This is a genomic window from Sphingomonas sp. 66-10 (assembly GCF_001897045.1).
In the GTDB taxonomy this organism is placed as follows: Bacteria; Pseudomonadota; Alphaproteobacteria; order Sphingomonadales; family Sphingomonadaceae; genus Sphingomonas; species Sphingomonas lycopersici.
Genome location: NZ_MKRR01000136.1, coordinates 62,966 through 87,692 on the forward strand (window position 1 = coordinate 62,966; position 24,727 = coordinate 87,692).

Genomic DNA, 24,727 nt, shown 5'->3' on the forward strand with positions numbered 1-24,727 from the left:
GCACCACCGGCACGCCGATCTCCTTCAGCGCGGCGACGACATCGTTGCGGAAGCCGCGCGTATTGGGGATCTTCGACTTCGGCCCGACCCACAGCCCGCCGTAAATGCCGTGGCCGAGATGCTCGGCGAACTGGGTGAAGATGCGGCGATCATAGGTCGCGCCCGGCGTATCGGCGTGGAGCGTCGCGCGCGCCGGGGCATCGGGGGTCGTCTGCGCGGTGCCGATCGCGGCGGTCGACAGCAGCAAGGTGGCGGCGATCGCCTTCCAGACCTTCATTGGTTTTTCCCTTTTATTCGACGAATGCTTCGACGGTCTCGCGCCGCGCGCGGAGGAAGGCGTCGGCGACGAGCTTGAGCGGCCCGGTATCGACATCGCTGCGCCCGGTGCGGATCAGCGTTGCGAAGCGCGCGTAGAGCCCGGCATATTCGCGATCCTCGCTATGCTCGGTGCCGCTCGGCAGCGTCAGCACCGATCCGCCGCGGGTCAGCTTGCAGGTGCCCGCGTCGGTCTCGATCGTGATGTCCCAGCTTTGCGGGCCGGTCTGGCGCCAATCGAGGTCCATCGAGATCGGCGCGCCCGCGGCGTCACAGAATAGCAATTGCGCGGCGATCGGCGCGGCGCGGTTCGCGGGCAGTTCGAGCGTCCCCGAGCGGAGGAAGAACGGGCGCGGCAGGATATGCGTCGCGATCGACAAAGCGTTGATCCCCGGATCGAACACCCCGAGCCCGCCCGGTTCCCAGATCCACGCCTGCCCCGGATGCCATACGCGGACATCCTCGCGCCACACGATCTCGACCTTGCTGACATGCCGGTCGGCGAGCCAGGCGCGCGCCGGGGCGACCCCGGCGGCGAAACGCGAATGCCAGGCGGCGAACAGCGTCGATCCGGTCTTGCGCGCGCGCTCCTGCAGCACATCGACCTCGGCCAGCGTCGCGCCGGGGGGTTTCTCGAGGAAGACGTGGATGCCGCGCTTCAGCGCCAGCGTGGCGAGATCGTAGCGGACCTGCGGCGGGGTACAGAGCGCGACCGCATCGACCGCCGGCCCGTTGGCGAGCAGATCGTCAAGGCTGTCGAGATGCGGGATGCCGTCGATCCCGTGATCGTGCGGGCTGACGGTGGCGGCGAGGCTGAAACCGGCATCGCCGGCGATCGCCGGGAGATGCTGGTCGCGCGCGATCTTGCCCATCCCGACAAGGGCGATGCGGGTCGGCTCCATCGCTCAGAGCGCCTTGACCGCGACCGGCCGTTCCGCGGCGCGGGCGAGGGGGTTGCGCAGCGGCAGGGTGAAGGGCCGCGCCTCGATCTCGAACACATCGCCTTCGCGCGTGCGGATCATGTCGGTGAAGGAGAGGGTGGCGGTGCCGAAGAAATGGACGTGGATATCGCCCGGACGGCGGAACAGATCGTATTTGAAATGATGATGTTCGAGATTGGCGAAACTGTGCGACATGTTCGCCTCGCCCGACAGGAACGGCTTCTCCCACAGGATCGCGCCGTCGCGGCGGATGCGGCAGCTGCCCTCGACATGATCGGGAAGATCGCCGACCAGAAGCTCGGGGCCGAGCGCGGCTTGGCGCAGCTTGGAATGCGCGAGCCACAGATAATTGTGCCGCTCGGTCACATGATCGCTGAACTCGTTGGCGAGCGCCAGGCCGAGGCGGAACGGGGTGCCGTCCGGCCCGATGATATAGATGCCGGCGAGCTCGGGTTCCTCGCCGCCGTCCTGCGCGAAGCTCGGCATCGTCAGCGCCTCGCCCGGCGCGACAAGCTGCGAGCCGTCGCCCTTGTAGAACCATTCGGGCTGCTGCCCGATCGCGCCTGCCGCGGGCTTGCCGCCCTCGACCCCTTCGAGGAACATCCGCATCGAATCGGTCTGCGCGGCTGCTGCGTCGCGGTGCATCTTGTCGCGCCCCTCGGCCGAGCCGAGATGGGTGAGCCCCGTGCCGGCGAGGATCAGATGCGCGGGATCGGCATGATCGATCGGCGCGATGATATGCCCCGCGGCATATTCGGCGGCGATATCGACCGCGGCGCCGGTGCCGTTGGCGGCGATCGCGCCGGCGAGATCGATGCCGGCGGCGATCGCCTGCAGCGCCAGCGCGCGGATCGTCTCGACATTGTTGACGAAGGCGGCACGGTCATCGGTCGCGGCGATCACCGCGCGCGCGCCGCTGGCGTCGCGATGCTGCAACAAGCGTAGGGTCACGAAATCACTCTCCTAATCGCGCGCGCCGCCCTCACCGGGGCGGCGCATGTCATGGCAAGGTCAGGCGCGCTTGCCGTCGATCAACCGCGGCAGGTCCGCGGCGCCGGCATCGCGCAGGTCGGCGGGAAGCACCGACTGGCTGAGGTTCTGATAGGAAACCGGCCGCAGGAAGCGGTCGATCGCAAGGCTGCCGACAGAGGTGGTGCGGCTGTCCGACGTCGCGGGATAGGGGCCGCCGTGGACCATCGCATGCGTCACTTCCACGCCGGTGGGCCAGCCGTTGGCGAGGATCCGCCCGGCCTTGCGCTCGAGGATCGGCAGCAGCCGCGCGGCGAGCGCTTCGTCCTCGGCATCCATCTGGAGCGTCGCGGTAAGCTGGCCTTCGGCGGCGGCGAGCACGCGCGCCAGTTCGGCCTCGTCGCGGCAGCGCACCAGCACCGATGCGGCGCCGAACACCTCATGCCCCAGCGCCGCATCGGCGAGATAGGCGTCGGCGGTGGTGGCGAAGAGGGCGGCGGCGCCGTCATGGGGCGCGGTTGCGGCGCAGCCGCGCGCGACCGTTTCGACGCGATCGTGCTGCGCGAGCGCCGCGACGCCCCTGTCATAGGCGGCGTGGATCGCAGGGGTGAGCATCGTGCTCGCCGCGCTCTCCTGCACCGCGCCCGCCGCTGCCGCGACGAAGGCGTCGAGCCCGTTGCCCTCGATTGCCAGCACGAGCCCGGGGTTGGTGCAGAATTGCCCCGCGCCCATCGTCAGCGAGGCGACGAACGCGCTGCCCAAGGCCGCGCCACGGGACGCCAGCGCATGCGGCAGCAGCACGACCGGGTTGACGCTCGACATTTCGGCATAGACCGGGATCGGCACCGGGCGGTTCTGCGCCAGCCGCAGCAGTGCGAGCCCGCCGACGCGCGAGCCGGTGAAGCCGACCGCCGTGATCCGCGGGTCCTGCACCAGGGCGCTGCCGAGTTCGTTGCCCGGCCCGACGAGATGCTGGAACACCCCCGCCGGGAGCCCCGACGCTTCGACCGCGCGGCGGATCGCATCGGCGACCAGCGCGCCGGTCGCCGGATGGGCGGGATGACCCTTCACCACCACCGGGCAACCGGCGGCGAGCGCGGCGGCGGTGTCGCCGCCGGCGGTCGAGAAAGCGAGCGGAAAATTCGACGCGCCGAATACCGCGACCGGGCCGAGCGGGATCATCCGCAAGCGCAGGTCCGGGCGCGGCAGCGGCTGGCGATCGGGCAGCGCGGGGTCGATGCGCACCCCCAGCCACTCGCCGCGCCGCACGACATCGGCGAACATCTTGAGCTGGCCGACGGTGCGCCCGCGCTCGCCCTCGAGTCGCGCCCGCGGCAGCCCGCTTTCGCGCATCGCGGTCTCGATCAACGTGTCGCCGATCGCGATGATCTCGGCGCCGATCCGTTCGAGAAAGGCCGCGCGCTCCTCGCGTCCGGTGTGACGGTAAGCCTCGAATGCGGCGTCGGCGGCGGCGCAGGCGGCGGCGACATCGTCGATGCCATGCGCGTCGAACGCTTGCGACGCTTCGCCCGTCCGCGCGTCGATCGAATGAAATTGGGCGATTTGCGCATTCATGGGCTTCTCCTTATTACTCCTACTTATTACGGTGTCGGGAGAAACGCAATCGGTGTTCCACTTGCCCGCGATGGACGCTACGGCTGAGAATGAGAGGGCTGATGAAAGACTTACCGGACGCACATCACGACGGCGCCGCCGAGCCGGGGGCGCAGCGCCAGCCACGCGGGACGGGGCGGCGGCTGCATGGCGCGATCGCCTATAAGCTCGGGGTCGCGATCCTCTCGGGCGAATATGCACCGGGCGACGTGCTGTCGAGCGAGGTCGAATTTTCCGAGGCGCTCGACGTGTCGCGCGGCGCCTATCGCGAGGCGGTGCAGGTGCTGGCGGCGAAGGGGCTGGTCGAAAGCCGGCCCAAGGCGGGGACCAAGGTGCTGCCGCGCGAACGCTGGCGGCTGCTCGATCCCGATGTGCTCGCCTGGGCCTTTGCCGGCGAGCCCGACATGCAGTTGATCCGCGACCTGTTCGAGTTGCGCGCGGTGGTCGAGCCCGCCGCGGCGCGCTTCGCGGCGGAGCGGCGCGATCGCGAGGATCTGCGCAAGATGAAGGAGGCGCTCGCCGGAATGCGCCGGCATACGCTGGCGACCGACGCCGGGCGTGCCGCCGACCGCGATTTCCACGATGCGATCCTCCAGGCGACGCGCAACGACGCGATCAAGATGCTCAGCGCGAGCATCGGCGCGGCGGTGCATTGGACGACGCAATATAAGCAACGCGCCCGCGCTTTGCCGCGTAACCCGATCCCCGATCATGCCAAGGTCTATGACGCGATCCTCGCGGGTGACGGCGATGCGGCGAGCGCGGCGATGCGCGTGCTGGTCGATCTCGCGCTCGAGGATACGCGCAGCGTGATGCCGGGGGCGGAAAGCGGGGAGGGCGCCTGAGGCGAACGCTCCTCCCCTCCCTTCACCAGGGAGGGGAGGAAGAAGAGGCGTTATCCCTCCACCTGACCCGTCGGTTTCGCCCCCCACAGCGCATAGAACAGGATATAGAGCTCGCATGCGGCGGTGAGCAGGAACGACCATTGCAGGCCGAAGCGGTCGGCCAGCCACCCCTGGACGATCACCAGCGCCCCGCCCGCGATCGCCATGATCAGCAGCCCCGAGCCTTCCTCGGTCAGCGGGCCCAATCCCTTGATCCCGAGCGTGAAGATCGTCGGGAACATGATCGAATGGAACAGCCCGACGAGGATCAGCGACCACATCGCGACCGGGCCGTGCGCGAAGACGGTGATCATCATCACCACAAACGCGCCGACCGATACCGCGGCGAGCACCGTCTCGGCGCGCACCCGCTGCATGATCGCCGAGCCGACGAACCGCCCGACCATCATCCCGCCCCACAGGAAGGTGAGATAGCGCCCCGCCGCCTCGTGGGTGAGGTTGGCGATCTGCGGCTGGCTGACAAAATTGACGAACAGATTGGCGACGCCGATCTCGGCGATCAGATAGATGAAGATCGCCGGCACGCCGAACACGAGGTTGCGGTGCTTCCACAGCGAATGCTGGCGGCGCTCCTCCTTGGCGACGCGGCTGGTGGCATTGCCCATCGCCGGCAACGGGAAGCGCGCGATGACGATCGCCAGCACCACCAGCACCGCCGCGACGAGGCCATAAGGCAGGATCACCGAATGCGCGTCGGCGAGGCGATCGGCCTGGCTGATCACCGCGCCCGCCTCGGCGGTGCCGCTCTTCGACCGGCCGAGGATGAGATAGGCGCCGAACATCGGCGCGAGCATCGTCCCGGCCGAATTCATCGCCTGCACCAGATTGAGCCGCGACGAGGCGGTCTCGGGCTTGCCGACCACCGCGACATAGGGGTTGGCCGCGACCTGCAGCAAGGTGATGCCGCTGGCGATGACGAACAGCATGACGAGCGTGACGCCATAGCTCGGAATGCTCGCGGCGAGCATCATCCCGAGCGACCCCGCCGCCATGATCAGCAATCCGGTGACGAGTGACTTCTGATAGCCGATCCGCTCGATCAGCTTCGCCGAAGGGATCGAGGCGACGAAATAGGCGATGAACCACACCGATTCGATCAGCGTCGTCTGGGTGTAGCTCAGGTCGAACACCGCGCGCAGATGCGGCAGCAAGGTGTTGTTGATGACGGTGATGAAGCCCCACATGAAGAACAGGCTGGCGAGCAGGGTCAGCGCCGGGGCGTAATTGGTCCGCGCCGATGCCGGCGCCTCGCTGGGGATCACTGTCGTGCTGGGCGCTACGGCCATCTCACTCTCCCTGAGCGCAAGGCCATCAAACAGTGGCTTGCTCCGCTTTCATTTGTCGGACTATATAAACCGCGAGCAGGCGTCAACGGGCGCGTGCGCTATAGAAGGAACGGGTTGATGCGGGGAGTGATGCGCGGGGGCGCGATGGCGCTGGCGATCGCGATGCTGCTGGCGGGCACCTCGGCCCAGGCGGCGGAGGCGAAACGCGAGACGGCGGGCAAGCTGGCCGACGGGACGATTGTCGAGGCGGTGACGCTGTCGAATGCGCGCGGCATCTCGGCGCGGATCATCAGCTTCGGCGCGACCTTGCAGCAATTGATGATGCCCGATCGCGCGGGCAAGCTCGCCGATGTCGAGCTCGGCTATGACGATATCCAGCGCTATGCCGATCACCCAAATTATTGGGGGGCGAGCGTCGGTCGCTATGCCAATCGCATCGCCGGCGGCCGCTTTACGCTCGACGGCAAAAGCTATCAGCTCGCCCAGAACGACAAGGCCAATTCGCTCCACGGCGGGACCAAGGGGTTCGACAAGCTCAACTGGCGCGTCGTCGCGGTGAAGAGCGGCGCCAAGGCGAGCGTCACCTTCGCGCTGACCAGCCCGGCGGGCGATCAGGGCTATCCCGGCACGCTCAAGGTCACCGCGACCTATATGCTCGACGATGCCGGCGACCTGACGATCGATTATGACGCGACCACCGACGCGCCGACGATCGTCAACCTCACCAATCATGCGATCTTCAACCTTGCGGGCGAGGGCGCGCCGGGCGGCATCAACGGGCATCGCCTGACGATCCCGGCGAGCCGCTATACCCCGGTCAACGCCGCGTTGATCCCGACCGGCGAGCTGAAGCCGGTCGCGGGCACGGTGTTCGATTTCACCCGCGGCAAGATCATCGAGGACGGGCTGCGCGATGGCCGCGACGCGCAGATCGTCGCGGGGCGCGGGTTCGATCACAATTTCGTGCTCGATGCCGGCGCGACCAAGGAGCCCAAGCTTGCCGCGCGGCTCGAAGACCCCGCCTCTGGCCGCGCGCTGGAGGTGTGGAGCGATCAGCCCGGGGTGCAGGTCTATACCGGCAACTTCCTCGACGGCACGCTGATCGGCAAATCGGGCCATCTCTATCGCATGGGCGACGGCATCGCGCTCGAACCGCAGAAATTCCCCGATACGCCCAACCAGCCGGCGTTCGGATCGGCGCGGGTCGACCCCGCGCATCCCTATCACCACCGCATGATCTTCCGTCTGTCGACGATCGGCTGAGCCCCAAGGACCAGATATGACCACGCCTAAGCTGACCGATAAGCTGCGCTCGCGCGCCTGGTTCGACAATCCTGCCAATATCGACATGACCGCGCTCTATCTGGAGCGCTATCTGAACTTCGGTCTCAGCCTCGAGGAATTGCGCTCGGGCAAGCCGATCATCGGCATCGCGCAGACCGGGAGCGATCTCAGCCCGTGCAACCGGCATCATCTGGTGCTCGCCGAGCGCGTGCGCGAGGGCATTCGCGAAGCGGGCGGGATCGCGATCGAATTTCCGGTCCATCCGATCCAGGAGACGGGGAAGCGCCCGACCGCGGGGCTCGATCGCAACCTTTCCTATCTCGGGCTGGTCGAATTGCTCTACGGCTATCCGCTCGACGCGGTGGTGCTGACGGTCGGCTGCGACAAGACCACGCCGGCGTGCCTGATGGCCGCCGCGACCGTGAACATCCCGGCGATCGCCTTGTCGGTCGGCCCGATGCTCAACGGCTGGCACAAGGGCGAGCGCACCGGATCGGGGACGATCGTGTGGAAGGCGCGCGAGATGCTCGCCGCGGGGCAGATCGACGATAAGGAATTCATCCGCCTCGTCGCCAGCTCGGCGCCCTCGACCGGCTATTGCAACACGATGGGCACCGCGACGACGATGAATTCGCTCGCCGAGGCGCTCGGCATGTCGCTGCCCGGCCAGGCGGCGATCCCGGCGCCGTATCGCGATCGGCAGGAGGTCGCCTATCACACCGGCAAACGCATCGTGGAGATGGTGGCGGAGGATCTGAAGCCGTCCGACATCCTGACGCGCGAGGCGTTCGAGAATGCGATCGTCGTCAATTCGGCGATCGGCGGCTCGACCAACGCGCCGATCCACCTCGCCGCGATCGCGCGGCATGTCGGGGTCGATCTGCCGATCGATACCTGGCAGGAGAAGGGGCATAAGGTGCCGCTGCTGGTCAATCTCCAGCCGGCGGGCGAATATCTCGGCGAGGATTATTATCGCGCCGGCGGCGTCCCCGCAGTGGTGGCGCAGCTCATCCGGCAGGGGCTGATCCACGAACATGCGGTCACCGCCAACGGCCGGACGATCGGCGAGAATTGCCGCGACGTGGCGATCGAGGACGAAAAGGTCATCCGCCCGTTCGAACGGCCGATCAAGGAGGACGCCGGGTTCATCGTGCTGCGCGGCAATCTGTTCGATTCCGCGATCATGAAGACCAGCGTGATCTCCGACGAATTCCGCGCGCGTTACCTCTCCAACCCCGACGATCCCGATGCGTTCGAGGGCCCCGCGGTCGTCTTCGACGGGCCGGAGGATTATCACCACCGCATCGACGATCCCACGCTCGGCATCACCGCCGAGACGCTGATGTTCATGCGCGGCGCGGGGCCGATCGGCTATCCGGGGGCGGCGGAAGTCGTCAACATGCGCCCGCCGGCCTATCTGATCCGCGAGGGCATCCACGCGCTGCCGTGCATCGGTGACGGCCGCCAGTCGGGCACGTCGGGCAGCCCGTCGATCCTCAACGCCTCGCCCGAGGCGGCGGCGATGGGTGGGCTCGCGCTGATCCGCACCGGCGATCGCGTGCGGATCGATCTGGCGAAGGGGACCGCCGACGTGCTGATCTCCGACGCGGAGCTCGCCGAGCGGCGGCGTGCCCTGGCGGCGGCGGGCGGCTATGCCTATCCCGCCTCGCAGACCCCGTGGCAGGAGATCCAGCGCGGCATCGTCGGCCAGATGGAGACGGGCGCGATCCTCGAAGGCGCGGAAAAATACCAGCGGATCGCGCAGACCGCCGGGCTACCGCGGGATAATCACTGAGGCAGGCGCTTACCCCGTCACCCCGGCCTTGAGCCGGGGTCCATCGGGCGGCAAGCGCAGGGCAAGGGGCTCTGGCTGCGGGGCCTGAGACACAATGGACCCCGGCTAAGGCCGGGGTGACGGGAGAGAGATTACATGGCCCGGACCAGGAATCGGCGATGAGCGACTGGCGGATCGTGCCGCGCGAGACGCGCGATGTCCTCGGCGAAGGCACCTTATGGTCGGCGCGCGAGAATGCGGTCTTCTGGGTCGATATTCTCGCGCCCGCGCTCAACCGCCTGTCGCTCGCCGACGGGCGGATCGAGCGCTGGGCGATGCCCGAGCCGACCGGGTGGATCGTCGAGCGCGAGCGCGGCGGATTCATCGTCGGCGTCCAGAGCGGTTTCGCCGAGCTGACGCTCGATCCCTTCGCGATCCGCCCGATCCACGATCCCGAGCCGCATCTCCCCGGCAGCCGGATGAACGACGGCAAGGCCGATGCCGCGGGCAATATCTGGTGCGGCACGATGGACATGGCGGAGGAGCAGGATTGCGGCGCGCTCTACCGGCTCGGCCCCGGCTTTCGCTGCGAGCGGATGGACGCGGGGTATCGTGTGCCCAACGGCCCGGCCTTCGCGCCCGGCGGTGCGTGGGTCTATCATAGCGATACCGCGCGGCGGACGGTCTTCCGCTTCGCGCTCGACGAGGGCGGGGCGTTGGAAGGAAAGCATCCCTTCATCCGCTTCGCCGAGGCGGACGGCTATCCGGACGGGATGACGGTCGACGCCGAGGGCTATCTGTGGATCGCGCATTGGGGCGGCGGACGGATCAGCCGCTTCGCGCCGGACGGCACGCTCGATCGGACGATCACCTTGCCTGCGCGGCAGATCACCAACATCGCCTTCGCGGGCGCGGGGCTCGATCGCATGTTCGTCACCTCGGCGACGATCGGGCTCGATGCCAGGGAGGCCGACGGGGCGCTGTTCGAGGTGTTCCCCGGCGTGCGCGGGGTGAGCCCGGGCCTCTATTGCGACTGAGGCGTAGAAGGCGCTGATACCCTCTCCCCGTTCGGGCTGAGCTTGTCGAAGCCCTGCACTTTTCTTCCCGGCAAGGAGGGCAGTCCTTCGACAAGCTCAGGGCGAACGGTGGGAGGCTAAATCCAGCGCGGGTCGCGCTTTTCGGTGAAGGCGGTGATCCCCTCCTTCGCATCGGGGTGGAGGATATGTGCCTGCGCCGCCTCGCGCGCGATCGCATAGGCCTCGGCGATGCCGCGCCCGGCGATGCGGTTGAACGAAGCCTTGCCCTGCCGCAGCACCGATGCCGGCTTGGCCGCGATCTCCGCGGAGAGTGCTTCCACCGCGGCGGCCAGCTCCTCGGTCGGATAAAGCGCATTGACCAGCCCGATCTCCAGCGCATGCGTGGCGGGGAACAGCCGCCCGGTCGCCAGCATCATCATCGCCTGTTTGGCGCCAACTGCGCGGACCAGCTGGACCTGCGGGGTATGGCACCAGAAGCCGATATTGACCCCCGGCACCGCGAACCGCGCATTGCTCGCGGCAAGCGCGAGATCGCAGGCCGCGGCCAGCTCGCACCCCGCCGCGGTGGCGACTCCTTCGATCTCGGCGATGACGATCTGCGGCTGCGCCATGATCGCCTGCATCAGCGCGGTGAGCGCGGCGAAATCGCGCGCGAGATAGGGTTCGTCGGGCGTTTCGCGGTCGAGCGCCCTGCGTAACTCGCCCAGATCATGCCCGGCGCAGAAGATCCGCCCGCCCGCGCCGGCGACCACGATCACCTTGATATCCTCGCGCGGCGCGAGCGCGGCGAAGGCGGCGGTCAGCGCCTCGATCAGCGGCAGTGCGAGGGCGTTGCCCGCACGCGGCCGGTTGAGTGTGACGCGCGCGACCGCGCCGCGTTCGTCGAGCAGCACCGGCGGCGCGTCGGCGTCACTCATGCCGCACCCGCGCGGCGGTCTTGTTCATGAAGGCTTCGAGCCGATCCTTCGACGCCGGCTGGGTATTAGTGATCCCGGCGATGAACGCCTCGGCGAAATAGGCATCGGCTGACGGCATATTGCCGATATGCGCGATCCCCGAGGTGATGGCAAAGTTCGATAAAGGCGGGTTCTGCGCTGCCTTGCGCGCGATCTCGATCGCCTTGTCGACGCTGCTTCCCGCGACATGATATTGGCACAGCCCGACCGCGACCGCCTCGTCGCCGGCATAGGTGCGCCCGGTGAGCATCATGTCGATCATCCGCGCCTCGCCGACCAGCCGCGCGACGCGCACCGTCGCCCCGCCGCCGGTGAAGATGCCGCGCTGCCCCTCGGGGAGCGCGAAATAGGTCGTCGCATCGGCGACGCGGATATGAAAGGCGCCCGCCAGTTCGAGCCCGCCGCCGACCACCGCGCCGTTGAGCGCGCCGATCACCGGCTTGCCGCAATGCTGGATCGCATCGAAGGCGGCGTGCCAGCGGCGGCAGATCGCCATGAAGTCGCTCGCGCTGCGCCGTTCGAGATGATGCTCGATCAGGTCGAGCCCGGCGCAGAAATGCCCTCCCTCGGCACGGACCACCACCGCGCGAACCTCGTCGCTGCGCCGGATCCATTCGAAAAGATCGTAGATTTCCTCGATGAACGCCGCCGACAGCGCGTTGCGCTTGTCCGCGCGGTTGAGCGTGACGATCAGCACCTCACCGTCGCGCTCGGTCTTCATGAATTCGAGCATCGTCGCCCCGTCGCTCATGCGCTTTTCGCTCCTGTCCTTCGGCCCCCGGCGGCGCGGGAAGCATGGGCGAGCGAGAGCAAATCTGTCAATCGACCTAAATTTGTTGTGGGGGCGAATCCGGCCGCCCTGGCGTGCGCGGTGAGAATTCGTCGGTCGAAAAGTGTGCGCTGGTCCGCGTCATACGTATTACGTTACGAAATGCTGGAAATCGGGGTGTCGGGTCCTGCTGAGTGAACGGAGCCTGGAGGTTGACGTTGAGGTCCGGCGCTGGCGGCCGGCGCTGCTTTCGTTCTTCCTCAAGCGTGTCCACGACCGCGCCGAAGCCGAGGATCTGACGCAGGAGACGTTCGCGCGCCTGTTCGGCGGCGATGCGCGCCAGACCGGCCTCCATTCCGGCTATATCTTCCAGGTCGCCGCCAATCTGCTGCGCGATCGCGCGCGCCACGGCAAGGTGCGATCCGATCAGGCCGATGCGGTGCGGCAGCTCTACGGCCAGAGCGTCGACTTTCTCGATCCCGAGCGCATCGCCGCCGGGAAGAGCATCATGACGCAGCTGCTGCGATCGCTCGGCGACCTGCCGACGCGGACGCGCGCGATCTTCATCCTCTATCGCATCGAAAATATCGAGAAGAAGGTGATTGCCGAGAGTTTCGGGATTTCCCCCAGCGCGGTCGAGAAACATGTCGCGCGCGCGATGTCGCATTTGATGACGCGCGCGCGGGGGCTGGCGCAATGACCCGGCCGGTGCCCCCGATCAGCGCCGACGAACAGGCGGCGATCTGGTGCCAGCGGCTCGCGGGCACGATGGACCTCGGCGACCAGGCGGCGTTCGAGGCGTGGCTGGCGGAGGATCCCGCGCATATCACATTGCTCGAAGAGGCGGCGATCATCTGGCACGGCGCGGGCGAAGTCGCCGACAGCCCGGAAATGATCCGCTATCGCGCGGAAGCGGTGGAGGAACTGCGCCAGGCCAATGCGCGCCGCTGGTCGCGAACCTTCGATTGGCGGCGATGGGCGGCGATGGCCGCGTGTCTGGTGCTGGCCCTGGGGCTGGTCGGCTATTTCCTGCGCGATCGGCCGGCGTCGTACAGCACCGGGGCAGGGGAACGCCGCATCGTCCAGCTCGAGGACGGATCGCGGCTGACGCTCGACGGCTCGACCCGTGTCGATGTCGAAATGGATCGCAAAAGCCGGCGGCTCAAGCTTCTGGCCGGACGCGCGAAATTCGATGTCGCGCATGATGCGTTGCGGCCGTTCAGCGTGCTTGCGCGCAATCGCCTGACGGTCGCGACCGGAACGTCGTTCAGCGTCGAACTGCTGTCGCGGCAGGTCCGCGTGGTGCTTTACGAGGGGCGGGTCGAGGTGATGGCGCAGCCCGACAGCGGCCCCCCCGCGGTGCTCGTGCCGCGCTCGACCGGCAACAGCGGTCTCGTCCCGGGGCGCGAGCTGGTCGCGCCGACGACGCGCGACGCGATCCAGATCGCCGCACTGAACGCGCCGCAATCGCTGTCGTGGGAAACCGGGATGGTGCATTTCGACGGCCAGCCGCTTTCGCTTGCGGTCGAGCGGATGAACCGCGACGCGCAGCGGACGATTGTCGTCGACGACCCGCGGCTCGCCGATCTGACCGTCAGCGGGGTGTTCAACAGCCGCGATACGGCGGCGTTCATCGAGGGCGTCACCGCGCTCTATCCGATCGTCGCGCGCGAGGAGCAGGGGCAGATCATTCTGCGCTTCAAAGCCGCCGCCAAATAAATTTCGTTCATGAAGTGAGAGGTTTGCTCCCTCATCCGTATTACCTCGCAGGCCAGCAGGAAATGCCTGGCCGCGATAACGAGGGGAGGAATGGGGATGCAGAAGTCGCTGCGCGTCTGCCTGTTGCTGGCGACCGCCACAGTCGCGATTACCGCGCATCCGGGCACGGCGTTCGCGGAGGAGCAAAGCGTCCATTTCAATATTCCCGCGCAGGATCTCGCCAGCGCGCTGCAGGCCTTTGCAGAGATCTCGCGCCGCCAGATCGTCTTCGATCGCGCGACGCTCAAGGGCAAGCGCAACGCCGCGCTGATCGGCACCTTCCGCCCCAGCGACGCGCTGTCGCGGCTGCTCGGCAATTCGGGGCTCGCGGTGGTGACTGGCCAGTCCGGCGTGCTGATCATCCGCCCCGCGCGCGCCACCAGCCAGGCGGCGCCGGCGCCCGACGCCGGCGCTCGCCCGATCAATGCGCCGGAAGGCGGCGAGGCGCGCCCGGCGCAGGATTTTTCGAACGACATCATCGTCACCGCGCAGAAGCGCGAGGAATCGATCCAGACCGTCCCGGTCGCGGTGTCCGCCTTCACCAATAAGTCGCTCGACGAATATAAGATCGAGGGCGGGTCCGAACTGATGCGGGCGGTGCCCAACGTCACTTTCTCCAAGACCAATTTCGCGAGCTACAATTTCTCGATCCGCGGCATCGGCACCAAGGCGCTGTCGGTCACCTCCGATCCCGCGGTGGCGATCAGCTTCAACAACACGCCGTTGATCCGCAACCGGCTGTTCGAGCAGGAATATTTCGACGTCGAGCGGGTCGAGGTGCTGCGCGGGCCGCAGGGCACGCTCTATGGCCGCAACGCCACCGCTGGGGTCGTCAACATGATCCCGGTCTTCGCCAAGACCGACAAATTCGCCGGCAACGTCAAACTCGAATCGGGCAATTACGGCAGCATGCGCGCGAGCGGGATGCTCAACGCGCCGCTCTCCGATACGCTGGCGGTGCGCGTGGCGGGTGCGTGGACCAGCCGCAACGGTTATGATTTCAACACCGTGACCAATCGGAGCGTCAACGGGCGCGACCTGTGGTCGACGCGCGTGACCGCGACTTGGGAACCGAGCAGCCGATTTCGCGTGACCGCCGCCTGGGAGCATTTCAGCGAAGACGACGATCGCTCGCGCACCGGCAAGCAGCTATGCCACACCGATCCCGGGCCGAGCACGATCGGCGGCACCGATATCAGCAACCTGCTGCTGACGCGCGGCCAGCTCAGCCAGGGGTGCAAGGCCGGCTCGCTCTACGATGCCGGCGCTTATGGCGCGCCCAACGGCTTTTCGCTGCCTTATGTGAACGCCGTCGCGTCGCTGGTGAACCTCGGCTTCAATCCGGTCGATTTCTCGACCGTGCCGCTGATCAATCCCGCGCGCGATCCCTATGGCAATATCGTCCAGTCGCGCAATCTTCGCGAGATCGCGACGCAATATGATCCGACCTTTCGCGCGAAGAACGATGTCGTGCAGTTGAACGCCGAATTCGAGATCAATCCGTCGCTCAAATTCTACTCGCAGACCGCGTTCTCGCGCGATTATTATAATTCGACCCAGGATTACAATCGCTTCAGCACCGGTGCGATATTCAACGATTCAAATGGGGTCGTCGATATATTCGGCGAGCCTGTGACCAACGGGATCACCCCGGGGGGCGTGCTGACCGACCCGCAGCTCGGCCCGTCGACCGGCGCGCTGGCGGTGGATCAGGTGCGGTCGCGCAGCCACCAATGGTATCAGGAATTCCGCCTGCAATCGTCCTTTTCCGGGCCGGTCAATTTCAGCGTCGGCGCCAATTACCTGTATTTCAAGGTCGACGAAGACTATTTCGTCTTCAACAATCTGTTCAGCGCGATCGCCAGGGGGCCGCTCAATACCGGCTTCGCCGATTGCTCGGCCGCGCCGGTGCCGGACAATTGCGTCTATGTCGATCCCAATCCGCTCAATCGGATCAACGGCGACGGGCACAATTATTTCCGCTCGCGCAACCTCGCCACGACGCGGTCGCTCGCCGCTTTCGGGGAGCTTTACCTGAAGCTGAGCGATACGCTGAAGATCACCGCCGGGCTGCGCTATACCGACGACAAGAAGACCGCGACCCCGATCAACAGCCAGCTCCTGCTGGCGCCGGGCGTGCTGGGCGGCGGCTTCATCAACCGGGGCTATCGGGTCTCGCCCGATATCGTGCAGAAATGGGGGCGGGTCACCGGCCGGTTCGTGATCGACTGGACGCCGCGGCTGAGCTTTACCGACGATACGTTGATCTATGCCTCCTATGCGCGCGGCTATAAGGGCGGTGGTGCCAATCCGCCGGGGATCGACGCTAATCCGCAATATCTCCAATTCTTTCCCCAGGCGTCGACATTCCGCCCGGAAAGCGTCAACGCCTTTGAGATCGGCATGAAGAATACTTTCGCCGGCGGCAGGCTGACACTCAACGCCGATGCCTTTCTCTACGACTATACCGACTATCAGGTCTCGCAGATCGTCGATCGAATGGCGCTTAACGAGAATTTCAATGCCAAGGCCTGGGGGGCGGAGCTCGAACTGGCGTGGCGCCCGACCTCGCGACTGCGCCTCAACGGCAACCTTGGCTATCTCGGCACGCGGATCGCCAATGGCATGAAGTCGATCGACGTGATGAACCGCACCCAGGGCAATGCTGATTGGGAGGTGGTCAAGCCGTGGATCCAATTGGCGTCGAGTTGCATCGCGCCCAAGGCGGTGGTGAGCACGATCGTCAACAGCCCCTTCTACAGCGACGCCAATGCGCTCGCCTATCTCAGCCCGTTGTGCGGCGGCTCTTATGTCGGGAGTTATTCGAACGGAATCCTGCCGCTCCTGTTCGGGGTCAATTACGATCCGGCGACCGACGCGCCCAATCAGGGCCGCGGCTTCTACGCCGATCTCGGCGGCAAGGAATTGCCCAATTCGCCGCATTGGACGGTCAATCTCGGCGCGCAATATACGGTGCCGATCAACGGCTGGGCGCTGACGTTCCGCGGCGACTATTATCGCCAGGGGAAGAGCTGGGCGCGCGTGTACAACACCGCGATCGACCGGCTGAAGGCATGGGACAATGCCAATCTCACGATCACGCTCGATCGCCCGGCCGACGGGGTGACCTTTCAATTCTATATCAAGAATCTGTTCAACAACACGCCGATCACCGACGCCTTCGTCAATAGCGACGACAGTGGGCTGACCACCAACGTCTTTACGCTAGATCCACGTATTTTCGGGTTCAGTGCAATGAAGAGATTCTGAGATTTCTCCCGCACGAACCAGCCCCACCCTCCCGGGCTGAAACTGGACCGTCAGCCGCTCGTCGGCTGACGGTTTTCGTGCTTGAAGTATTGGCAAGTATATCTGAGATCATGATCCAGTATATCGTCCGAAATGGCGAGAAATCTCTGAGGGGTAATGAGTATTAATTCGGTATTGACGCTCATTATCAGGCTCAAGATATTGTAATTCCCGATTTAAGTTCATAATATCTCCTAAAGACGAATCGCTTTTCTCGCTTACGGAATCTCTCCGGTGAAATGGAGTGATAGCGCTCGCCGACAGATGATCGACGGACGCTCAACGAAGGTGGGTATTCCACCGTTAATTAGGAGAAAATGCTGTGAAACTGCTCGCAACAATCTCTGCGGTTGCGCTCGCGCTGGGTGCTTCGGCCCCGGCCTTTGCGCAACATGTCGCGCCGGCCGGCGTCGCGTTCGTCGCCTCCGGCCCGGCGTCGCTGAACGGCGCGCCTTGTACGCTGACGCTCAACGCCAATACCAATGCCGGCGGAACCGGCGGGACGATCACCGGCGGCAGCAATACCGGTGCCGGCATCTGCCCGCTGATCACGATCGACAGCGGCGCGGTCTATACGATGAAGACCTATAACCCGGCGGGCAACGGCAGCGGGACTGCGGAGCTGACCGGCCTCGTCGTCCGCGTCGGCGGCGTCGTTACCTGCACGCAGAGCGCGCCGATCACCGTTACGATCACCAACCGCGCCACGCCGCCGGGCGGGGCGACGCTGGCGGTGAGCGGCGCGATCGGCGCGTGCAACGTCGCGGCGAATCTGACGAGCGCGACCGTCCATGTGACGTCCTGATCGTAACGCCGCCAGCCGGCGGCTTGGCGGATGCTCCGACCGGCGGTCTGCCGGTCGGAACATCCGCTCCCGTCCGGATCTTTTGCACCGCGTCGTGGCAGCGGCGCGGTGCTCAAGCCGTGAATCACGGCTCATCTCCGGAAGATCAGGGTAGGATTGTCAGCCGGATATCGCAACGTGCGTGCGCTCAGGGCATTATTGACGCTGCCTTTGCTGGGTGTGCTCTGCCACCCGCGCGATGCTGGCGCCCGGATCGGCACGGGCGCCGAGCTTCCGGTCGAAACGCCGGCGACCCGATCGGACGAGCCGCCTGATGTCGTCGTCACCGCGCGGCGGCGCGGCGAAGCGAAGGTCGGTGCGGAAACCGAATTCGACGAAAATCAGATCGGCGCGCGCGGCGCCGATAGTATCGAGGATCTGCTGACCCGCCTCGCGCCGGTGATCGGCAACGGCGGTGGCGATCCGGTCATCCTGATCAACGGTCATCCCGCGGGGTTCGATCGCTCGGTTCTCGCCTATCCGGCCGAAGCCCTGTCGCGGCTCGAGGTGCTGAAGCCGCAGGCGTCGGCGGTCTATGCCGCGCCGGCCGGCAAACGGGTGGTCAACCTTGTCCTCAAGCCGAAGTTTTCCAGCCTGACTATCGATACCGGGGTCAATTGGGCGACGGCCGGCGGCCAATATGGCGGCACTGTCGCGGTGGGGCGGGTGGCGATCGCGGGGGATACGCGCTGGAACGTCCAGGCGCGGTTCGGCCATGACAGCGCCTTGTTCAAAAATGCCAGAAGGATATCGCGCCCTGCGGGCAGCTTCGACGGCGACGGTTATGTCGCCGGCGTCGACGGCGGCGAAATCGACCCACGGCTTAGCGATGCCGCGGGAAAGATTGTCACCGTCGCGGCGATCCCCCCTCAGGCGCGATCGGGCACGCCCGCGATCGGCGATTTCGTCGGCACGGCGGGCCGGACGACTCCGCTCGATCCCAATGCCTTCGATACGCTGCAGCCGTCGCGCCGCACGATGGCGCTCGACGCCGGCGTTACCCGCCCGGTCGGCGATTTTTCCGTCACGCTGGGGATCAGCGCCAATAGCAGCAAGATGGAGGGGCTTCGCGGGCTTCCGATGGCCGCGTTCGTCATTCCGGCCGGCAGCCGCTGGTCGCCATTCGCCGACGATGTGCTGCTCACTCGCCCGCTCGACGGGGCGCGTGCGCTGCGCACCTTCAACGACGCGAAGTCGCTCAGCGGTTCGTTGACCGTGACAGGGGCGGTGAGCGGGTGGCAGGCCACCGTCGCGCTGTCCTATCTGCGCAACTGGATGGACAATCTGCTTGAAAGCGGGGTCGACCTTGCGAAGATCGGGCAATTGATCGACGCACGCGATCCGCGGTTCAACCCCTACGGCCCGTGGGACAAGAGCCTGTTGCTCGCCACGCGCAGCCGATCGAGCGGCGACACGCTGAGCGCCCGGCTCAACCTCCAGAAGAATATCGTCGATCTGCCGGCCGGACCGCTCAGCTGGAGCCTCGCTGCCGACGCGAGCCAGGCGCGGACGCATGCGCGACAGAGCGACAATAGCGGCAGCGCGATCACGCCCACCGACGTTTCGTTCAGGCAGGTCAACGGCCAGATGTCGCTTAACGCGCCGCTCTTGCGTCGCGGCGGTTCGACGCTGCCGCCGCTCGGCGATCTGAGCGTCAATATGTGGCTCGGCGGGCAGATGATGACGCGGACCAGTTCGCAAGCGCGCCTCGGCGGGGGGGTGAACTGGTCGCCGATACAGGCGGCCCAGTTCGGCGCGGTCTATGAATATGCCGGGACCGCGCCGTCGTTCGATCAGCTCGATGCGCCGCTGACGCGGACGATCATGCGCGTCTTCGATTATGCGCGACAGGAGGTGGCGGAGCCGATCTGGGTCACCGGGGGGAATCCGGCGCTACAACGCGGCAGCCGACGCACGCTTACCTTGTCGGCAATGGTCCAGCCGCTCGGGCAGCAGCTGCTGATGCTCAACGTCAATTATCGGCAGACGGTGGCGAAAGGCGGCAATGCCGGATTTCCCGAACTGTCGCCGGCGATCGAGGCGGCGTTTCCCGAGAGGGTGACGCGCGATGCGGCGGGGCGGCTGGTCGCGGTCGATGCGCGTGCGATCAATATCGCGCACGATACCGATTCCAGCCTTTTCTCGAGCATCGTCGTGCGTTTTTCGGGCGGCGGTCACCGCCCCGCGGGCCAGGCCGCCGCGGCCGCCGCCAATCCGTTGCAATTCACCGTCTCGCTCAATCACAATTGGCATTTGAAAAGCGAGATGCTGATCCGCCCGGGCATCCCCGTCATCGACCGGCTGGGCGGCGGCACCGGCGCGTCCCGCCACGAGGTGAACGTACAATTCTCGGCCGGGCTACGCGGGGCCGGCGCAGATTTCGGGGTGGCGTGGAGCAGCCCGACACGAATCAACCAAGGCGTGGACGATACGAACGGCGCCTATCGCGTGACCCCGCCGATCGTGGTGAGCGTCTCCGCCTTCATCGATCCCGATGCGCTTTTTCCGGGTCTCAAGGACAATGCGCTCGCCAAAAGCGTGAAGGTCTCGCTGAGCGTGTCGAACCTGCTCAACAGCTATCGCCGCGTCCGATCGGCCGACGGCGGGCCGCTGCCGGGGTTTAGCCGCGACGAGGTCGATCCGCTCGGCCGAGTCATGCAGGTGACGGTGCGCAAGCGGTTCTGACTTGGCGCTCGCGGCGATTCATAAGCTATAGAAACAGAAGGATTAATTCTAAAGCAAGCGGACGGAATCGACCAAATCCGATCTTGGGCGTTGTTAGCCCGGCCCGCCGCCCGATTGGGCTGCTGGCAGCGGCATCGCGCGAAAGGAGAGCGGATGAGTCTGGCGGATCGTCTCAAATGGATTGGCCCCGGCTTGGTCACCGGCGCCGCTGACGATGATCCGAGCGGTATCGCCACTTATTCGCAGGCCGGCGCGCAATTCGGCACCGGGCTGATGTGGACGATGACGCTCGCTTATCCGCTGATGGTGGCGGTGCAGCTGGCGAGCGCGCGCGTCGGGCGGGTCACCGGCGACGGGCTGGCGCGCAGCCTCAAGGAGGTGATGCCGCGCTGGTTGGTGATCGCGCTCGTCGCATTGCTGTTCGTCGCCAATACGATCAACATCGGCGCCGATCTCGCCGCAATGGGCGAAGCCTCCGCGCTCGTGGTCGGCGGCGGCAAACACGCCTTTACCGTGGGGCTCGCGCTGCTGTCGCTGCTGCTCCAGCTCTACGTGCCGTATCACCGTTATTCGCATTATCTGAAATGGCTTACCCTCGTGCTGCTTGCTTATGTCGCGCTGCTGCTGGTGGTGAAGGTCGATTGGGCGGCGGCGGTGCGCGGGCTGGTCGTTCCGACGATCGCGGGGCACGGCGCGCTGATTGCGATCGTCGCGATCTTCGGCACCACGATCAGCCCCTATCTCTTCTTCTGGCAGGCGGCGCAGGAAGTGGAGGAGCTGGAGCAGGACGAGGAGCGCGAGCCGCTGACCGAGGAAGCGTCGCAGGCGCGCGATGCGCTCAAGCGGATCCGCTGGGACACGATCGTGGGGATGGCGGTGTCGAATATCGTCGCGCTCGCGATCATCCTCGGCACCGCGACGACATTGCATGCCGCGGGCAAGACCGACATCCAGAGCGCGGCGGATGCGGCACAGGCGCTCAAGCCGCTCGCCGGCAGCCTCGCCTTCGTCACGTTCAGCCTGGGGATCGTCGGCACCGGGCTGCTCGCCGTCCCGGTGCTCGCCGGATCGTCGGGCTATGCGGTGTGCGAGGTCGGCGGGTGGCGCGCGAGCCTCGAGCGCAAGCCGAGCCGCGCGATCGCTTTCTATTCGGTGATCACGCTCGGCATGTTGCTCGGCGTCGCGATCGACTGGTCGCCGATCAGCCCGATGAAGGCGCTGTTCTGGAGCGCGGTGATCAATGGCGTCGCGGCGGTGCCGATCCTCGTCGGGCTGATGCTGGTGGTTTCGGAGCGGCGCATCATGGGGCATTTCACGGCCCCGCGTTCGCTCAAATTCTTCGGCTGGCTGGCGACGGCGGTGATGGGGGTCGCGGCGATCGCGATGATCGCGATGCCGGGGTGATCGGATGACCTGGCTGCATCATATCATCGGTCCCGACGACGGATCGGCGACGATCGCGCAATTCTGCGCGCGCGCGGTGATCCTGTTTCTCTACGGCATATTGTGCATCCGCATCGCGGGGCGGCGCACCTTCTCGAACCTCAGCGCGCTCGACCTGATCGTCGCGCTCGTCGTGGGATCGAACATCAGCCGCGCGATGACCGGCAAGGCCCCCTTCGAGGGAACGCTCGCGGCGACGCTCGTGCTGGTCATCCTCCACCGGCTGGTGGCGCTGGCGACGGTACGGTCGAACTGGTTGGCGCTGTTCGTCAAGGGGCGCCCGGCGGTGCTGGTCCGCGACGGCGAGATCGACGGCAAGACCATGTTGCGGCACGGCATCAGCAAGGAGGATCTGATCGAAGGGATGCGGATGGAACAGGTCGCGCATCTCAACGAGGTCGCGCTCGCCACGATGGAGCGCGGCGGGAAGATCAGCATCATCCGCAAAACGCATCCGACCCGCCCGCCGGCGTAGCGCCGGGGGCCGGACGGGGTGTGGCTAGTCCACCAGGCCGGCGGCGCGCGCCGCGGTGCGCAGATCCTCGCGGAAACGGGCCTCTTCGTCGTCGCGCTGGTCGCGCAGCCGCAGCAGATAGCTCGGGTGGATCGTCGGCAGCAACGTCCGCTCCTCCCATGAGAGTAGCGTGCCGCGATCGGATTTGAGCGAGGCGCCGTCGAGCGCGCGCAGCGCGGTGCGGCCGAGCGCCACCACCACCGTCGGATGCACCAGCCGCACCTCTTCCTTCAGCCACCAGCGATAGCGCGCGATATCGCCCGCATTGGGCGTCTGGTGGAGCCGGCGCTTGCCGCGCAACGTGAATTTGAAGCGTTTGACCGCATTGGTGACGAAGGTGGTCGCGCGATCGACGCCGATCCCCGCCAGGCACTGATCGAGCAGGCGCCCGGCGGGGCCGACGAACGGGCGCCCGCTGAGGTCCTCCTGATTGCCGGGCTGTTCGCCGATCAGCATCAGCGGGGCACCGACCTTTCCCTCGCCGCGAACGAAGACCGCGCTGAAACCCGGCGCGCGCAACGCTTCATCGGCTTCCTCGCTGCGATAGAGCGCGGGCAGCGAGGCGAAATGTCGCTCGGTCATGCCAAGGTCCACGGGCGTTGAACGATAGGCTTGCGGAAAAAACGCATTGATCCGGCGGAAGGGTCCCGCGCGAAACGCGGCGGGGTCGGTTCGACCCCGCCGCGCTCTTCACCGACGCGGCGATCGCGGTGTGCACCGCCGCTCGATCGGCTCAGCGATTCTCCCAGCCGCGCCGCGCCGCTTCCGAATGGCCGCGCGAGTCGCCGAACCAGCCGCCGTGCCCGCGCGAGCCGCGGCGATCGTCGTCGTCGTCGCGATAGCGCGCGCTCGAACGGCCGGAATAGCGATCGTCGTCATCGTTGTCGCGATAACGCCCGCGGCCTTCGCGTTCGTCCCAGCCGCGCCGCGACGCTTCGGAATGGCCTTCGGGATCGCCGAACCAACCGCCGTGGCCGCGCCCGCGGCCATCGTCGTCGTCACGATAGCGTGCGCCGCCGCCCGAGCGCGACGAACTGGCATAGCGCCGGTCGTCATCGTCGCGTCCCCGGCCTTCGCGTTCGTCCCAGCCGCGCCGCGCCGCCTCGGCATGGCCGCGCGAGTCGCCGAACCAGCCGCCGTGACCGCCGCCGCGGCGATCGTCGTCGTCGTCGCGATAGCGTCCGCCGCCACCGCTCGCGCGATAGCCGCCGCTCCGGCCATCGCCGCCGCGTGACGAGGTGAAGCGGCCTTCCTCGTCGCGATCGCGATCATTGCCGCGCGATCCGCCGCCGCCTCGCGATCCGCCGCGATCGTCGTCGCTGGTGAAGCGGCCATATTGGTCGCGCTCCTGATAGCGGGCGTTGCTCCCGCGCCGATCGTCGTCGTCATCGGCATAACGGCTCGAGGATCGGCTATATTCACGCTGTGGCATAGTCTGCTCCTTGTAGGTTTTCCCCACCGACGGCATGTCGGGCGGATATCGCTCGGCCTGCTGACGGAACTCCTCCCGACGCGCCTCGATCTCTTCGCCGAGTGTTTCGGTATCGACGCCTGCGGCGACCGCGGCGGCGAGAATGCCGTCCTTGGGTCGCTCCTCTTCGGCGACGTGGTGGCGGATATATTCGCCGAGCACCGTCACCTTGGCGTCGTAATAAGGGTCGCTGGGCGATGCGCCGCGCAGCTCCTCGATCAATTGTTTGGCGCCGTCATGCTCGACCTGCGCCTCGTCGAGCTCGTCGTCATTGATCCGCTCGCGGCAGGCGGGATAGAAGATCCGCTCCTCGAGCAGCGAATGCGTCAGAAACTCGGAAATGATCTGGGCGACCAGGCGCTTTTTCTCGTTGGCATTGCGTGCCTTGTCGAATTTGTCGAACAACGCCTCGACCTTGCGATGATCCTGCTTGAGCAGTTCGACCGCATCGGTCTTGGTGCCGGCCTTGCCCTGTTTCGCCGCCGCCTGCGGGGCCGTCTGCGCGGCGCGGCCTTTCGCCTTATCCTCTCCGGTCGTCTTGCCGCCTTGATTCTCCGGCGGGGTCTCGTCGCCGCCTTTGGCGGTTTCATCGGCCATTATCGTTCTCCATCGCATTCCGAAAAGCGTGGCCACGCGGTCACGCCTTCTAAAATGAGATGAACGGGGGTGTGTTCCGCCACTATTCTTCGATGCGACGCTGTTATTCCGTAATAACTAATCTCGTATAGCGATTTCGAACATTTGGAAGTTGTGAGCATATGATCGTAGTAACTTGATATATTAACATCGAGGATAATATCGCGTCACTCAAATCATGATGTGACGATTCATCTGTCGATATTTCTCTCATTAC

General features: G+C 66.3%; 19 protein-coding genes and 1 pseudogene. 11 read left to right on the forward strand and 9 right to left on the reverse strand.

Annotated features, from left to right (window positions below):
* The 4 genes and pseudogenes from BGN95_RS18365 to BGN95_RS18380 form a co-directional block, all read right to left on the reverse strand.
* Positions 1–277, reverse strand: a pseudogene (locus BGN95_RS18365) (alpha-N-arabinofuranosidase); the annotation flags it as partial.
* Positions 278–290: 13 nt separating this feature from the next.
* Positions 291–1,217 carry a Gfo/Idh/MocA family protein gene (locus BGN95_RS18370; protein WP_286773588.1) on the reverse strand — a complete coding sequence of 309 codons (927 nt, stop codon included), beginning with the start codon at positions 1,215–1,217 and terminating at the stop codon, positions 291–293.
* A gap of 3 nt (positions 1,218–1,220) precedes the next feature.
* A complete protein-coding gene (araD1, locus tag BGN95_RS18375) occupies positions 1,221–2,207 on the reverse strand; it encodes an AraD1 family protein (RefSeq protein WP_286773589.1) in 987 nt (328 codons plus the stop codon).
* A gap of 60 nt (positions 2,208–2,267) precedes the next feature.
* Positions 2,268–3,800 (reverse strand): aldehyde dehydrogenase (NADP(+)), encoded by a 1,533-nt coding sequence (locus tag BGN95_RS18380; RefSeq protein ID WP_286773590.1) that lies wholly within the window; start codon positions 3,798–3,800, stop codon positions 2,268–2,270.
* Positions 3,801–3,901: 101 nt separating this feature from the next.
* On the opposite strand from BGN95_RS18380, the gene BGN95_RS18385 reads away from it, so the two are divergent.
* Positions 3,902–4,684, forward strand: a complete 783-nt coding sequence (locus BGN95_RS18385; RefSeq protein ID WP_265311661.1) for a FadR/GntR family transcriptional regulator — start codon at positions 3,902–3,904, stop codon at positions 4,682–4,684.
* 50 nt (positions 4,685–4,734) lie between these two features.
* Here BGN95_RS18385 and BGN95_RS18390 read toward each other — a convergent pair whose 3' ends face one another.
* Positions 4,735–6,030, reverse strand: coding sequence for a sugar MFS transporter (locus BGN95_RS18390; RefSeq protein WP_265311660.1), 1,296 nt, complete (start codon positions 6,028–6,030; stop codon positions 4,735–4,737).
* A gap of 117 nt (positions 6,031–6,147) precedes the next feature.
* On the opposite strand from BGN95_RS18390, the gene BGN95_RS18395 reads away from it, so the two are divergent.
* From BGN95_RS18395 to BGN95_RS18405, 3 genes are all read left to right on the forward strand, one after another.
* Positions 6,148–7,293, forward strand: a complete 1,146-nt coding sequence (locus BGN95_RS18395; RefSeq protein WP_286773591.1) for an aldose epimerase family protein — start codon at positions 6,148–6,150, stop codon at positions 7,291–7,293.
* A gap of 16 nt (positions 7,294–7,309) precedes the next feature.
* Positions 7,310–9,109, forward strand: coding sequence for an IlvD/Edd family dehydratase (locus BGN95_RS18400; protein ID WP_286773592.1), 1,800 nt, complete (start codon positions 7,310–7,312; stop codon positions 9,107–9,109).
* 158 nt (positions 9,110–9,267) lie between these two features.
* Positions 9,268–10,125 carry an SMP-30/gluconolactonase/LRE family protein gene (locus tag BGN95_RS18405; protein ID WP_286773593.1) on the forward strand — a complete coding sequence of 286 codons (858 nt, stop codon included), beginning with the start codon at positions 9,268–9,270 and terminating at the stop codon, positions 10,123–10,125.
* A gap of 116 nt (positions 10,126–10,241) precedes the next feature.
* On the opposite strand, the gene BGN95_RS18410 is transcribed toward BGN95_RS18405, so the two are convergent.
* Positions 10,242–11,042 carry an enoyl-CoA hydratase-related protein gene (locus BGN95_RS18410; RefSeq protein WP_286773594.1) on the reverse strand — a complete coding sequence of 267 codons (801 nt, stop codon included), beginning with the start codon at positions 11,040–11,042 and terminating at the stop codon, positions 10,242–10,244.
* Positions 11,035–11,832 carry a crotonase/enoyl-CoA hydratase family protein gene (locus BGN95_RS18415; protein ID WP_286773595.1) on the reverse strand — a complete coding sequence of 266 codons (798 nt, stop codon included), beginning with the start codon at positions 11,830–11,832 and terminating at the stop codon, positions 11,035–11,037. The genes BGN95_RS18410 and BGN95_RS18415 overlap by 8 nt, the downstream gene beginning before the upstream one ends.
* A gap of 142 nt (positions 11,833–11,974) precedes the next feature.
* On the opposite strand from BGN95_RS18415, the gene BGN95_RS18420 reads away from it, so the two are divergent.
* The 7 genes from BGN95_RS18420 (at position 11,975) to BGN95_RS18450 (ending at position 22,364) form a co-directional block, all read left to right on the forward strand.
* Entirely contained in the window at positions 11,975–12,550 is a 576-nt protein-coding gene (locus BGN95_RS18420; protein ID WP_286773596.1) for an RNA polymerase sigma factor, read from the forward strand.
* On the forward strand, positions 12,547–13,569 hold the full coding sequence (locus BGN95_RS18425) for a FecR family protein (RefSeq protein ID WP_286773597.1): 1,023 nt from the start codon (positions 12,547–12,549) through the stop codon (positions 13,567–13,569). Before BGN95_RS18420 ends, BGN95_RS18425 begins: the two co-directional genes overlap by 4 nt.
* Positions 13,570–13,665: 96 nt before the next feature.
* A complete protein-coding gene (locus BGN95_RS18430; protein ID WP_286773598.1) occupies positions 13,666–16,878 on the forward strand; it encodes a TonB-dependent receptor in 3,213 nt (1,070 codons plus the stop codon).
* A 361-nt stretch (positions 16,879–17,239) separates the two neighbouring features.
* Entirely contained in the window at positions 17,240–17,722 is a 483-nt protein-coding gene (locus tag BGN95_RS18435; RefSeq protein ID WP_265267283.1) for a PraA/PraB family alkane oxidation protein activator, read from the forward strand.
* A 177-nt stretch (positions 17,723–17,899) separates the two neighbouring features.
* Positions 17,900–20,446 carry a TonB-dependent receptor gene (locus tag BGN95_RS18440; protein WP_286773599.1) on the forward strand — a complete coding sequence of 849 codons (2,547 nt, stop codon included), beginning with the start codon at positions 17,900–17,902 and terminating at the stop codon, positions 20,444–20,446.
* A gap of 153 nt (positions 20,447–20,599) precedes the next feature.
* Positions 20,600–21,850 carry an Nramp family divalent metal transporter gene (locus BGN95_RS18445; RefSeq protein WP_265311650.1) on the forward strand — a complete coding sequence of 417 codons (1,251 nt, stop codon included), beginning with the start codon at positions 20,600–20,602 and terminating at the stop codon, positions 21,848–21,850.
* Positions 21,851–21,854: 4 nt separating this feature from the next.
* Positions 21,855–22,364 (forward strand): DUF421 domain-containing protein, encoded by a 510-nt coding sequence (locus tag BGN95_RS18450; protein WP_265311649.1) that lies wholly within the window; start codon positions 21,855–21,857, stop codon positions 22,362–22,364.
* Between the two features lie 24 nt (positions 22,365–22,388).
* Here BGN95_RS18450 and BGN95_RS18455 read toward each other — a convergent pair whose 3' ends face one another.
* Positions 22,389–22,985 carry a UdgX family uracil-DNA binding protein gene (locus tag BGN95_RS18455; RefSeq protein WP_265311648.1) on the reverse strand — a complete coding sequence of 199 codons (597 nt, stop codon included), beginning with the start codon at positions 22,983–22,985 and terminating at the stop codon, positions 22,389–22,391.
* A 151-nt stretch (positions 22,986–23,136) separates the two neighbouring features.
* Positions 23,137–24,471 (reverse strand): hemerythrin domain-containing protein, encoded by a 1,335-nt coding sequence (locus BGN95_RS18460; RefSeq protein ID WP_286773600.1) that lies wholly within the window; start codon positions 24,469–24,471, stop codon positions 23,137–23,139.
* Between the last annotated feature and the right edge of the window lie 256 nt (positions 24,472–24,727).